Here is a 13,393-nt window from a genome sequence, read left to right as displayed (position 1 = left end):
GGTAAAGAATTACTCTTCACCTTCTGCCGTTTCACCACGACGACTGCTTAAACCATATTCGCGCAGTTTATTGGCAATCGCTGTGTGCGAGACGCCCAGACGTTTTGCCAGTTTTCGCGTACTTGGATAAGTACGATAAAGACGGGTCAGCACCGAGCGTTCGAAGCGCTTGCTGATGTCGTCGAGCGAACCGTTCAGTGCTTCTTCGCCAATCGTCACTTCAGCATCAAAGTCTGGTAAGACGATATCCTGCGGGCGCAGTTCACCGCCTTCGAGCTGCGTAAGCGCACGATAAATGGCGTTTTTCAACTGACGGACGTTGCCCGGCCAGCCATAGTGCGTCAGATAATTGGCCAGTTGCGCAGAGAGTTTCGGGCGCGGCATCCCCTGCTCGTCAGAGAAACGCGCCACAAACAACTCGGTGAGCGGCATGACGTCAGCCGGCCTGTCGCGCAGCGGTGGCAGCGTCAAACTGAGTACGTTCAGACGGTAGTAAAGATCTTCACGGAATTCACCGCGCTGCACCAGCTCCACCAGATTCTTTTGCGTGGCGCACATCACGCGCACGTCGACCTTCACCTCATGCTCTTCACCTACGCGGCGGAATGTTCCGTCGTTAAGAAAGCGCAGCAACTTGATCTGCATTCTCGGTGACATTTCACCGATTTCATCGAGCAGCACCGAGCCGCCGTTGGCCTGTTCGAAAAAGCCTTTTTTGCCCTCAATCGCGTTCGGATAAGCACCGGCGGCATAGCCGAACAGCTCGCTTTCTACCACGTCATCCGGGAGTGACGCACAGTTCAGACCGAGGAACGGTTTTTTGCCGCGCGCGCTGCGCAGATGGCAGGCATGCGCCAGCAAATCTTTACCGGTGCCGGTATCGCCGACAATCAGCAGCGGCGCATCAAGCATCGCCAGCTTGCGCGCCTGATCCAGGACCTGACGCATTTTGCCGCTTACCGCGACAATGTGATTGAATTCGCTGTCGTCATTGACGGTAAGATCCTGCAACTGACGCCCCATGCGCGCAGCGGACTTGAGCATAATCACGGCACCTGCCATCACACCGGTTTGTTCTTCGTCATCCATGTGGATCGGCGTCAGGTCCATCAGGAAATCCTGACTGCGGATCACCACGCGTTCGCTGTGCGGCTGCGTGCTTTCATTTTCCAGCCAGCGCGTGACGTTGTAACCGGGGATCAGGTTTGCAGCGTTGTAGGTATGGATTTTTTCTTCATCGAGTTCGAACAGCGCCATCGCCGCCGGATTGGCCTGCTCGATTTTGCCTTTCATATCAATGGAAAATACCGGCTCCGGCATGGAAACCAGCAAAGCTCGCAGCGCGCGATGCTCACGCTCAGAAGGCATAAACGGCACGGTGCGGACGTCAGTCACGCCATCGATGCGGCGGATCTCCGCCATCAGGGCGCGAAAAGTATCAAAATCCAGTTGGGAAAAGTTCAGGTAAATGCGGCCAATCGAGGCAATCTCGATACCGCGCAAATCAATACTGCGTAAAACCAGTAAATCGAGGAGTTCACGGGTGAGACCCAGGCGGTCTTCGCAAAAAACTTCCAGACGCATCAGTGTTAACCTTTATTTGCCGGTGCGGAAATCGCTGAGTGGCATAATACTCTTTCGTGTACAGCGTAAGAAGAGACTGTCACGAAAAGTTGACAAAATAATTGTACAACTCAATGCGGATTGTCACAAAGTTTGGGTACGCTTTTTGCCGGATAAATTGCACCTGCTGTGTTTTTCAGCAACGTGCCGGTTTCGCCATCCGCGCCTTTATCTGCTACTATCGCCCTTCTGATTTCATCGCCAAATGGTTCCCGACTATGAAGTTTGTCTCCTTTAATATCAACGGATTGCGCGCCCGCCCGCATCAGCTCGCGGCAATCATCGAACAGCACCAGCCTGACGTCATTGGTTTGCAGGAAACCAAAGTTCATGACGATATGTTCCCTCTGGAAGAGGTGAGCCAGTACGGTTACCACGTTTTCTACCACGGACAGAAAGGCCATTACGGCGTTGCCATGCTGACGAAGCAGGAACCGGTCGCTGTACGCCGTGGTTTCCCAGGCGATGACGAAGAGTCTCAGCGCCGCATCATCATGACCGATATTGACACGCCACAGGGCATTCTGACCGTCATCAACGGTTACTTCCCGCAGGGCGAAAGCCGTGACCATCCGACCAAATTCCCGGCCAAGGAAAAGTTCTACCGCGATTTACAGGATTATCTGAACACCAGCCTGTCGGTGAATAATCCGGTTGTGGTGATGGGTGATGTAAATATTAGCCCGACCGATCTCGACATCGGTATTGGCGAAGATAGCCGCAAACGCTGGCTGCGCACCGGAAAATGCTCCTTCCTGCCGGAAGAGCGCGAGTGGATGGAACGCCTGAAAGGGTGGGGATTAATCGACACTTTCCGCGCGGCAAATCCGGACACCACGGATAAATATTCATGGTTCGACTACCGTTCCCGCGGCTTTGATGAAAACCGTGGTCTGCGTATCGATCTGATCATGGCGAGCACATCACTGGCGTCACGCTGCATCGAAACCGGTATCGATTACGATATCCGTGGTATGGAAAAACCCTCTGACCACGCCCCAATCTGGGCGACGTTTGACCTGAAATAATGCCAGTGAAAACGGTCGATGTGGTGGCGGCACTGATTGAGCGGGACGGGAAATTGCTGCTTGCGCGACGGGACGCTTCCAGCGACCAGGCCGGTTTGTGGGAGTTTCCCGGCGGAAAAGTGGAAACCGGTGAAAGCCATCAGGCCGCGCTGGTGCGGGAGTTACAGGAAGAGATGGGGATTACGGTGACGGTGGAAGATTTCGTCGCCACCAGCGTACTGCAACAACCTCAACGTCTGATCCATCTGCACGGGTGGCGTGTCAGCGGCTTCACCGGAGTGATTACGTTACAGTGTCACTCTGAAGTTCGCTGGGTATCGCCTGCCGACGTGACGTCGTTTGAACTGGCACCGGCAGATATTCCGCTTATCGACGCCTATCTGAAACGATTTTCCGGCTGACGGATAAATCGAATAAAAAAGGCGCGGACTGATTTCAGTACCGCGCCTTTTTTATCTGCGTGCCGAATCTACTTTTTCAGCACTTGCCACTTCAGTTCGTTGGTGCCGACCACGTTGGGATCGCGCACGCATTGCAATACTATGCTGTCGGCAGTGACGACCGCACCTTCGCTGTAGGTCTGGTTATTATAAACGCAGCAGTTGTGGCAGGTTGGCGCACTGTTGTTATTATTGCCGCTGTTATCCCAGATTTGGGGCGGCAACGGCACCACGACATCTGCGCCGTTATTGAAACCGGTGCGGTTCGCCATCGCCGGTGTCGCCAGCAACGCAGAGCCCGCCAGTAAAACCATCAGCATTTTTTTAAGGTTATTCATCACTGTTTGCTTCCTTCCCTTTGGTGCTCGCTTTACGGCGTTTAGGGGCGCTTTTGCCTTTCGCCGCCGCGCCCGCCGGTTTGGAAGGCAGACTGCGGAACGCCGAAGACACCCGATTGGTTTTGGCCTGCATAATGAGATTCTGCAACGTCGCGACCAGCGGTTGCATAAAATCCTGATAACGGCAGTTCTTTTCGCTGATGCGCGTCAGGGTTGATTCCCAGTCGGCGGTCATGTCCGGCCGCCCGGCGATGTCCGGCAGCGAGTGAATAAGCGCCCGGCCGGTATCACTGGAATGAATATAGCGCCCTTTCTTATACAAAAATTCACGACGGAACAGCAGCTCGATAATCCCGGCGCGCGTTGCTTCCGTGCCCAGCCCGTCGGTGGCGCGCAGGATTTTCTTCAGCGCTTTATCCTGCACAAATCGCGCAATCCCGGTCATGGCAGACAGCAGTGTCGCATCGGTGAAAGGCCGCGGGGGCTGCGTCTGACGCTCCACCACTTCACCGCGCTCACAGAGTAATTCATCGCCCTTCGCCACCACCGGCAGCGGTGTTCCTTCGTTCTCTTCATCACGCTCTTTGCTGCCGAGCAGCGTGCGCCAGCCCGCTTCGGCCAGAAAACGCGCCTTGGCGATAAACTTGCCACCGGCGATATCAAGATCGATAACACATTTACGATAGACGGCATCAGGGCAGAACTGCATCAGATACTGACGCGCCACCAGGCCATAAATCTTTTGTTCGTTGTCGGTCAGATTCACCTTGCTGCTGCGTGCAGTCGGGATGATCGCGTGGTGGGCATCGACCTTTTTATCGTCCCAGCAACGGTTACGAATATCCGTGTCCATCAACGGCTGCGGCATCAGATCCGGCTGATGGATGCCGATGGCGTTAAGTACGGCATGACGTCCGGCAAAGTGCTCTTCAGGAAGGTATCGGCTGTCAGAGCGCGGATACGTAATCAATTTGTGCGTTTCGTACAGTTTCTGGCAAATATCCAGAATCTGCTGCGCGCTCAGGCCAAAGGCTTTAGAACCTTCGATCTGTAAGGTGGAAAGTGAAAACGGCAGCGGCGCAATGTCATTTTCGCGCTTGTCATTATAACCGGTGACCATCGCCGGCTGGCCGCCGATGCGCGCCACCACGTGATCGGCCAGCGGACGGTGCAGCAAACGCCCTTCTTCGTCCTGATAAGGTTCGCAGGATTCGCTCGGCTGCCACAGCGCCACAAAACGCTCATCGGCAGGCGTCACGATGTGCGCTTTCACTTCGAAGAAATCTTTCGGCACGAAGTTTTCAATGTCTTCGTCACGACGCACCACCAGCCCGAGCACCGGCGTCTGCACGCGGCCAACGGACAGCACGCCGTTGTAACCGGCGTTGCGGCCAAGAATGGTGTAAGCGCGGGTCATGTTGATACCGTACAGCCAGTCGGCGCGGGCGCGGGCTAAGGCGGAGACGCACAGGGGAATGAAATCGCGGTTATCACGCAGACGATCGATCGCCCGTTCCACCGCCTGCGGGTTGAGATCGTTAATCAGGCAGCGCTGAGTGGCGTGGCGTTTTTCCGGCGTGAGTTCAAGATAATCCAGCACCTCATCCACCAGCAGTTGCCCTTCGCGATCCGGGTCACCGGCGTGAACCACCTGCGAGGCTTCCTGCAATAGGCGTTTGATGACGTTAAGCTGTTTGGCGACTGAGGAACGCGGCTGGAGCTGCCATTTTTCGGGGATAATCGGCAGATCCGCCAGCGACCAGCGCGCATAGCGACTGTCGTAGGCGTCCGGCTGAGCCTGTTCGAGTAAGTGGCCGACGCACCAGGTGACCACCTGATCGTTGCCACAGGCAATATAACCGTCGCCGCGACGATGAGGTTTCGGCAGTACGTCCGCAATCGCGCGGGCAAGGCTGGGTTTTTCGGCAATGAACAGGCGCATTACATTGCACCCGTCAGCGGCGCAGCGCCGTTCAGTGTGATCGCCACTACCATTTTCATCGTCCCATCCTTCATTCACTACGTCCTCATCATAAAGATGGTGGCTATGTTAGCCGCTGCTGGCAGAATTAGTAAGACGGATAGAGACATCTGAGAACGCGGTCGCTCATTAAGGCAGCAAAAAACCGGTTTAATCAGAAAGCGCTGAAGAAAACCGGTGATTGCGTGAGCTTTTACTTTTAAAAATGAGAAACGAACGGCGTGCTGTCGACCGGGATAATTTGCAGGCTGGCTTTCAGCTGCGGCGTGCCGAGGTACAGGAAACCGACAATTTTGTCGTTCTCACCGCATTTAAAAGCTTTGCGCACGTCAGGATGATCGGTCCACGCGCCGCTGCGCCAGATACCATTGAATCCTTGCGCCAGCGCCGCCATCTGCATTGCCTGCACCGCACAACCGGCGGACAGCAGCTGTTCCCACTGCGGGACTTTCGCGCTCTCTTTGCAGGCGGCGATCACCGTGATTATTTGCGGAGCGCGAAGCGGTGCCTGCGTGGCTTTTTCGACAGCCTTTTCATCGGCACCGTCTTTAATGGCGGCCGCGCGCAGCAGTTCGCTGAACCTTACCAGCCCGTCGCTTTCTGCGATCACAAAACGCCATGGCTGTAAGGCGCCGTGATCCGGCGCGCGCATCCCGGCATTGATGATATTTTGCAACGCCTGCCCGGTCGGCGCAGGCGCGGCCAGACGGGAAGCAGAACGGCGGTTAAGTAATAAATCTAAAGCATCCATTGAAATCTCCTGAGCAGAACTGAGAATAATTGCTATTAACCTTACGTTAACATAGGCGCCCCGCCATTTTCCAACTGCCTTTGGGCTTTAAGAGAATGACGCACCGCCAAATTCTGAAATGATTTAAAGCTGACTTTTTTCCGGCGGGTCATTAGGATAGCGATACTTTTCCCGTCTTGTTGGAGAGACCATGCGCACATTGTGGCGAATTATCGCCGGTTTTTTTAAGTGGACCTGGCGTCTTCTTAATTTCGTCCGAGAATTTATTCTCAACGTATTTCTTATTGTGATCATTTTGGCCGGTGTTGGCATCTGGTATGCAGTGCAGGATAAACCTGTTGATGCGACCAAAGGCGCGTTGCTGGTTGACCTTAGCGGTTCCGTGGTCGATAAGCCTTCGGTCAATAATAAAGTCCGCCAGTGGGGACGTGAACTGCTGGGCACCTCGAGCAGCCGCCTGCAGGAAAACGCCCTGTTTGATCTGGTCGATACTATCCGTGCCGCGAAAGACGACAAAAACATCACCGGTATGGTGTTGCAGCTGACGGACTTCACCGGCACCGATCAGGCCTCGATGCAATACATCGGCAAGGCGCTGCGTGAATTCCGTGATGCGGGCAAACCGATTTACGCTATCGATGACAGCTACGATCAGGCGCAATACTATCTGGCCAGCTACGCTAACAAGATCTATCTGTCACCGCAGGGCGCGGTCGATCTGCACGGTTTTGCCACCAATAACCTTTACTACAAAACGTTGCTGGATAAGCTGAAAGTCACCACCAATATCTTCCGCGTCGGGACGTACAAATCCGCCGTAGAACCGTTGATTCGTGACGATATGTCCCCGGCTGCCCGTGAAGCAGACAGCCGCTGGGTCGGCGGATTGTGGACCAACTATCTGAACACCGTTTCCGCCAACCGTCAGATCACGCCAGAACAGCTGTTCCCTGGTGCAGCAGGCGTTCTGGCTGGTATGCAGGCCACCGGTGGCGATATGGCGCAGTACGCGCTGAAAGCCAAACTGGTGGATTCGCTGGCGTCCCGCACCGAGGCGGAAAACGACATGGTGAAAGCATTTGGCTGGAATAAAACCACCAAAGACTTTAATTACACCAGCATCTACGATTATTCGCCAAAACCAAAACCGGACAATAACGATCCGCAAATCGCGGTGATCTTCGCGACCGGTGCGATCAACGACGGTGAAGAACAGCCGGGCGCGGTTGGCGGCGATACCACCGCACAGCAAATTCGCGATGCCCGTCTGGATCCGAAAGTGAAAGCGATTGTGTTCCGCGTCAACAGCCCTGGCGGCAGCGTGAGTGCTTCCGAAGTGATCCGCTCTGAACTTGCCGCCGCGAAAGCCGCCGGTAAACCGGTAGTGGTTTCCATGGGTGGCATGGCGGCCTCAGGCGGTTACTGGATATCCACGCCAGCGAACTACATCATCGCCAGCCCGAGCACCCTCACCGGTTCCATCGGTATCTTTGGGGTAATCAACACTTATCAGAACACGCTGGATTACGCCGGTGTGCACACTGATGGCGTGGCGACTTCCCCGCTGGCAGATATTGCGTCTACCAAAGCGTTGCCGCCTGAGTTCTCGCAGATGATGCAGCTGAACATCGAGAACGGATATAAAACCTTCCTCGGCCTGGTGGCAGACTCGCGCCACAAAACGCCTGAGCAGATAGACCAGATCGCACAGGGTCATGTGTGGATTGGTTCTGACGCCAAAGCCAACGGACTGGTGGATGAGCTGGGTGATTTCGATGACGCCGTGAAAAAAGCCGCTGAACTGGCGAAACTGCCAAAATGGCAGCTGAACTGGTACGTCAGCGAACCGAGCCTGAGCGATTTGGTGTTCTCGCAGGTGAGCGCCTCCGTTCACGCCATGCTGCCCGCCGTGGTTCAGGCTTATCTGCCTGCGCCGGTGAGTAAAATGGCGATGGAATTGAAATCTCAGGCAGACCTGTTCAATAACATGAACGATCCGCAAAACCGTTATGCGCTTTGCCTGACCTGTGGTGATGTGAAATAACGTTCATTTAAACCGCTAACAGCCAGCCCGGAGCCTCGCAGAGAGCCTCCGGGCTTTTTTATGGTGGGACACCGGCGGCGAAATCTTTATACTCAGCGCAGTGGCTTTCATCTTTCTGAATAAGAACATCTTCGATGACTAAAAAATCTATTTACGTGGCCTACACCGGCGGCACCATCGGTATGCAGCGTTCCGAACAAGGTTACATTCCGGTTTCCGGCCACCTGCAGCGCCAGCTGGCGCTGATGCCTGAATTCCATCGCCCGGAAATGCCAGAATTCACCATTCAGGAATACGCACCGCTGATGGATTCCTCCGACATGACGCCGGAAGACTGGCAGCACATCGCCGACGATATTCAGGCGCATTACGAAGATTACGACGGTTTTGTCATCCTGCACGGCACCGACACTATGGCGTTCACTGCTTCCGCGCTGTCTTTCATGCTGGAAAACCTGAGCAAGCCGGTAATAGTGACAGGGTCACAAATTCCCCTTGAGGCTTTGCGTTCCGACGGCCAAATTAACCTGCTTAATTCGCTGTACATCGCGGCCAACCATCCGGTTAACGAAGTCACCCTGTTCTTCAACAATCGTCTTTATCGCGGCAACCGCAGCACCAAAGCGCATGCCGACGGTTTCGATGCATTCGCCTCGCCGAACCTGACGCCGCTGCTGGAAGCCGGGATCCACATCCGCCGCCTTTCCACGCCGTCATTGACTGTCGACCCTGCCGCCAGACTCATCGTGCATAACATCACGCCACAGCCGATTGGCGTGGTGACGATTTATCCGGGGATTTCCGCCGAAGTAGTACAGAACTTCCTGATGCAGCCGGTGAAAGCGTTGATCCTGCGCTCTTACGGCGTCGGCAACGCACCGCAAAAAGGGGATTTGCTGAAAGTGCTGAAAGACGCGTCTGAGCGTGGCATTGTGGTGGTAAACCTGACGCAATGTATTTCGGGGCGCGTGAACATGGGCGGATATGCCACCGGCAACGCGCTGGCGCATTCCGGCGTGATCAGCGGTTTTGATATGACCGTCGAGGCCGCGCTGACAAAGCTGCATTATCTGCTTAGCCAATCGCACACGCCGGAAGAAATCCGCGAACTGATGCAGAAAAACCTGCGCGGCGAGCTCACCGAATAAGGGTCAATATGAAATCTGCATTGTTGCTGGTCGATCTGCAAAATGATTTTTGTCAGGGCGGCGCGCTAGCCGTCGCTGAGGGTGACGCCACGATTACGATCGCTAATCAAATGATGGCGTGGTGTAAGAAAAAGGATGTCGCCGTCGTGGCGTCACAGGACTGGCACCCCGCCAAACATCGCAGCTTTGCGGCAAATTCCCATACTGAAGCCTGGACCGTCGGCGAGCTGAACGGACTGCAGCAGGTCTGGTGGCCGGTGCACTGCGTGCAGAATGAACCCGGCGCCGAGTTTCATCCGGCGTTGGAAACAAAACGTCTGGATTTCGTGGTGCAAAAAGGCACGAATATGGATATCGACAGCTACAGCGCGTTTTATGACAACGGGCATCTTGCCGCTACCATGCTCAATGACTGGCTGAAAGCCGCTAAGATCACCCATCTCTACGTCATGGGTCTCGCGACGGATTACTGTGTGAAATTCACCGTACTCGACGCGCTGGCGCAGGGATATAAAGTTACCCTGCTCACCGACGGCTGTCGTGGCGTGAATCTGGCACCGCAGGACAGTGATGAAGCCATAAAGGCGATGCAACTGGCGGGCGCGAAAGTGAGTACCTCAGCAGCAGTGTTGGGGTAAGTCATCACTGATTTTTAATGTTAAAAAAGGCGCTATTGAGCGCCTTTTTCATAGGTAACGAAAACCGAAGATCACTCCGGTCTTAGCCGGATCAGTGTCTCTTGCACAAACTGCTGCTTCAGTTCCTGCTTACTTTTGGTGACGATTTGTCCGTCGGTGCCAATGCTCATATGTTGAGCATCAACGTTATGACGCGACTGGTACAACATCACCGCCTGCAGGCTATGTTCTTTTTGTTCCGGGGTCAGTGCAACGCCGTCGGGCCATTTGCCCAGTTCTACTGCCAGTGCCAGACGCGCATAGATTTCCGGCGTCATCACATCAATGAGTTGGTTAATTTCCATCTGCTACCCCTTGCTCGCAGCAATTATTCAAGGTGTTTTGAATAATTGCTGAATCGATTTTGTCGGTAAAATTACGCACTACAGCTGCTGCATTTAGCCTGCAGTTTTATTGCCATTTTCGCCATCGATAAAACTCATCGATGCAGAATTCACGCAATAACGCTCACCGGTTGGCTGCGGACCATCCGGAAAAACGTGACCTAAATGCGCTTCGCAATTAGAACAACGAATTTCCACACGCGCCATGCCATGGGTGTTATCCGTCAGGTATTTGATCGCATAATGATGCACTGGCTGATAGAAGCTGGGCCAGCCGCATCCGGAATCGTATTTGGTATCTGAGTAGAACAAGCGCGCGTTGCAAACCAGGCAGTGGTAAATACCTTCACGTCTGTTATGCAACAGTTTGCCCGTGTACGGAGGTTCAGTACCGTGCTCCTGCGTCACATGACGTTGAATTTCAGTAAGTTGTTCGAGTGAGGAAGAGGATTCAGGTTCATTGCTCATAATTTTCGTTCTCTGACGAATAGAAAAATCAACTAAAATAACAGTTTATAATAACAAAAAATTAACAACGAATCTGTCTGTTTTGTCCTAAACTGTAGGGCATCAGCGTTAGCCAGCTCCAACTTGTGATGGCGATCACACTCCTGATGTTCCGACTCTTTATATTCTGTTTTTCGCCCCCATGTGGTTGTGAGCCGATTAAAAAAACGGAACGTGCAATTAGCGAACAAAAGTAGGTCGTCCCTTTGACTTACAGCAATAATTGACACGATTCCGCTTGACGCTCAGCAAGGTTTTTGTAATTTTACAACCAACCTTTTATTCACTAAAAAAATAGCTGGTGGAATATATGACTATCAAAGTAGGTATCAACGGTTTTGGCCGTATCGGTCGCATTGTTTTCCGTGCTGCTCAAGAACGTTCTGACATCGAGATCGTAGCAATCAACGATCTGTTAGACGCAGAATACATGGCATACATGCTGAAGTACGACTCAACTCATGGTCGTTTCAACGGTACCGTAGAAGTGAAAGACGGTCACCTGGTTGTTAACGGCAAAACCATCCGTGTTACCGCTGAGCGTGATCCAGCTAACCTGAAATGGAATGAAGTTAACGTTGATGTTGTTGCTGAAGCAACTGGCCTGTTCCTGGACGACGCGACTGCACGTAAGCACATCACTGCTGGCGCTAAGAAAGTTGTTCTGACTGGTCCATCTAAAGATGACACCCCTATGTTCGTTATGGGTGTGAACCATAAAGAATACGCTGGCCAGGAAATCGTTTCTAACGCTTCTTGCACCACTAACTGCCTGGCACCACTGGCAAAAGTGATCAACGACAACTTCGGTATCGTTGAAGCGCTGATGACCACTGTTCATGCAACTACCGCTACTCAGAAAACTGTCGATGGCCCGTCTCACAAAGACTGGCGCGGCGGCCGCGGCGCATCCCAGAACATCATCCCTTCTTCTACCGGTGCCGCTAAAGCAGTGGGTAAAGTAATCCCAGCTCTGAACGGTAAACTGACTGGTATGGCGTTCCGCGTTCCTACCCCTAACGTTTCCGTTGTTGACCTGACTGCACGTCTGGAAAAACCAGCAACCTACAAAGAAATCTGCGCAGTAATCAAAGCAGCTTCTGAAGCAGGCGATCTGAAAGGCGTTCTGGGTTACACCGAAGACGACGTCGTATCTACCGACTTCAACGGCGAAAAACTGACTTCAGTATTTGATGCTAAAGCAGGTATCGCTCTGAACGACAACTTTGTGAAACTGGTTTCCTGGTACGACAACGAAACTGGCTACTCTAACAAAGTATTGGATCTGATTTCTCACGTTTCCAAGTAATTGGCAATGTTGATGAACTGATTAAAGGGCGACGCGAGTCGCCCTTTTGCTTTCTGTCAGATGCACTTTTTTATCAGGCACATGAGTGCGATCAATCTTAAAGCTTTGGTTCATCTGTAGTCTTGGTTCTTATCATCGTAATTATTTATCTACCCGATATAAAATCAACAGGACACCAGATAATGATCGAGCAACTCTTTTCCCTACCCGTTGTAAACCAAATCTCAACCACCATCAGCCAGCGTCAAAAAGATGAACTCCCGGTGATTGTGGTTTCTCATCCTAAAGTTCGTGCAGCCGTTGCCTTACAGGGCGCGCATCTGTTGACATGGCAGCCTGAAGGCGAGGAACCTGTTTTATGGATGAGCAGCGCCAGCGCATTCAAAGAAGGCGTGGCAATCCGTGGCGGTATCCCAATTTGCTGGCCGTGGTTTGGTCCTGCCGGTAAACCTTCGCATGGTTTCGCACGTAACATGCCGTGGGAACTGACTGATCACAAAGAAAACGATCAGGGCGTGGTATTAACGCTGACGCTGAAAAGTTCAGAAGAAACACTGGCACTCTGGCCGCATGATTTCACGCTCACCGCACGGTTTACGTTGGGTGAAATCTGCCATATTGAACTGGAGTCCACCGGTGACTTCGAGGCGAACAGCGCCCTGCACACTTATTTCAACATCGGCGATATCGCAGATGTCAGCATTAAAGGCCTGGGCGGCAGCTTCATCGATAAAGTCGACGGCGCGAAAGCCAAGCAGGAAACTGGAGATCTGACCTTCTCCGGTCAGACTGACCGCATTTACACCCAGCCGCAGGCGACCAGCGAAATCATCGATCCCGTGCTTAAACGTACGCTGGTGATAGCCCATGAGAATAATGCAGACGTGGTGGCGTGGAACCCTGGCGCGCAACTGTCTGTCAGCATGGCCGATATGCCGGATGACGGCTATAAGACTATGGTCTGTGTAGAAACCGCACAAGTTTCCCATACACATACGTCTTCGCATGCTGCACCTGCGCGTCTGGCTGTGACGTTCTCACTGCGTAAGTAGTAAACGCGTATACCAATCAGTTTGCATCATGCAGACATGACAAAGGGGCCTTTTGGCTAATGCCGATCGTTTAAGGATCAGTTGACCGATCCAGTGGCTCGTGTAAAAAGGGTTCATGCTCAACATGGACCCTTTTTAAATGGAACTTTCA

At 53.1% G+C, this 13,393-nt stretch carries 13 protein-coding genes; 7 read left to right on the top strand and 6 right to left on the bottom strand.

The annotated features are described in order from the left end of the window. Positions 1-9: 9 nt before the first annotated feature. Positions 10-1,584 carry a transcriptional regulator TyrR gene (gene tyrR, locus AC0Z7K_RS19630; RefSeq protein WP_413528956.1) on the bottom strand — a complete coding sequence of 525 codons (1,575 nt, stop codon included), beginning with the start codon at positions 1,582-1,584 and terminating at the stop codon, positions 10-12. A gap of 257 nt (positions 1,585-1,841) precedes the next feature. On the opposite strand from tyrR, the gene xthA reads away from it, so the two are divergent. Further along, positions 1,842-2,651 carry an exodeoxyribonuclease III gene (gene xthA / locus AC0Z7K_RS19625; protein WP_485615568.1) on the top strand — a complete coding sequence of 270 codons (810 nt, stop codon included), beginning with the start codon at positions 1,842-1,844 and terminating at the stop codon, positions 2,649-2,651. Beyond that, entirely contained in the window at positions 2,651-3,052 is a 402-nt protein-coding gene (locus tag AC0Z7K_RS19620) for a pyrimidine (deoxy)nucleoside triphosphate diphosphatase (RefSeq protein WP_485615567.1), read from the top strand. Before xthA ends, AC0Z7K_RS19620 begins: the two co-directional genes overlap by 1 nt. 68 nt (positions 3,053-3,120) lie before the next feature. Here AC0Z7K_RS19620 and AC0Z7K_RS19615 read toward each other — a convergent pair whose 3' ends face one another. The 3 genes from AC0Z7K_RS19615 to AC0Z7K_RS19605 form a co-directional block, all read right to left on the bottom strand. Beyond that, the gene (locus AC0Z7K_RS19615) at positions 3,121-3,429 is read right to left on the bottom strand and encodes a DUF1496 domain-containing protein (RefSeq protein ID WP_413528959.1); all 309 of its coding nucleotides are present in this window, start codon (positions 3,427-3,429) and stop codon (positions 3,121-3,123) included. Continuing rightward, positions 3,422-5,371, bottom strand: coding sequence for a DNA topoisomerase III (locus AC0Z7K_RS19610; protein ID WP_485615616.1), 1,950 nt, complete (start codon positions 5,369-5,371; stop codon positions 3,422-3,424). Before AC0Z7K_RS19610 ends, AC0Z7K_RS19615 begins: the two co-directional genes overlap by 8 nt. 238 nt (positions 5,372-5,609) lie before the next feature. Beyond that, positions 5,610-6,161: an NAD(P)H nitroreductase gene (locus AC0Z7K_RS19605; RefSeq protein ID WP_413528960.1), complete on the bottom strand. Its 552-nt coding sequence runs from the start codon at positions 6,159-6,161 to the stop codon at positions 5,610-5,612. A gap of 190 nt (positions 6,162-6,351) precedes the next feature. On the opposite strand from AC0Z7K_RS19605, the gene sppA reads away from it, so the two are divergent. From sppA to pncA, 3 genes are all read left to right on the top strand, one after another. Beyond that, positions 6,352-8,205, top strand: coding sequence for a signal peptide peptidase SppA (gene sppA / locus AC0Z7K_RS19600; RefSeq protein ID WP_413528961.1), 1,854 nt, complete (start codon positions 6,352-6,354; stop codon positions 8,203-8,205). Between the two features lie 134 nt (positions 8,206-8,339). Next, complete coding sequence (gene ansA, locus AC0Z7K_RS19595) at positions 8,340-9,353, top strand: asparaginase (protein ID WP_413528962.1); 1,014 nt, start codon at positions 8,340-8,342, stop codon at positions 9,351-9,353. 8 nt (positions 9,354-9,361) lie between these two features. Next, the gene (gene pncA / locus AC0Z7K_RS19590) at positions 9,362-9,991 is read left to right on the top strand and encodes a bifunctional nicotinamidase/pyrazinamidase (RefSeq protein WP_485615566.1); all 630 of its coding nucleotides are present in this window, start codon (positions 9,362-9,364) and stop codon (positions 9,989-9,991) included. Between the two features lie 71 nt (positions 9,992-10,062). Here the strand turns inward: pncA and AC0Z7K_RS19585 are convergent, their stop codons facing one another. Together AC0Z7K_RS19585 and msrB are read right to left on the bottom strand one after the other, a co-directional pair. Further along, a complete protein-coding gene (locus tag AC0Z7K_RS19585; RefSeq protein ID WP_413528964.1) occupies positions 10,063-10,335 on the bottom strand; it encodes a YeaC family protein in 273 nt (90 codons plus the stop codon). A gap of 93 nt (positions 10,336-10,428) precedes the next feature. Then, positions 10,429-10,842: a peptide-methionine (R)-S-oxide reductase MsrB gene (gene msrB / locus AC0Z7K_RS19580; protein ID WP_485615564.1), complete on the bottom strand. Its 414-nt coding sequence runs from the start codon at positions 10,840-10,842 to the stop codon at positions 10,429-10,431. A gap of 349 nt (positions 10,843-11,191) precedes the next feature. On the opposite strand from msrB, the gene gapA reads away from it, so the two are divergent. Together gapA and AC0Z7K_RS19570 are read left to right on the top strand one after the other, a co-directional pair. Further along, positions 11,192-12,190: a glyceraldehyde-3-phosphate dehydrogenase gene (gene gapA / locus AC0Z7K_RS19575; protein ID WP_056770313.1), complete on the top strand. Its 999-nt coding sequence runs from the start codon at positions 11,192-11,194 to the stop codon at positions 12,188-12,190. 182 nt (positions 12,191-12,372) lie between these two features. Then, positions 12,373-13,242: a D-hexose-6-phosphate mutarotase gene (locus AC0Z7K_RS19570; protein WP_485615563.1), complete on the top strand. Its 870-nt coding sequence runs from the start codon at positions 12,373-12,375 to the stop codon at positions 13,240-13,242. Positions 13,243-13,393: the final 151 nt, after the last annotated feature.

This window comes from Rahnella sp. 1L-D-7-B-C2 (genome assembly GCF_057290995.1).
This window is presented reverse-complemented; position numbering and strand designations above follow the sequence as displayed.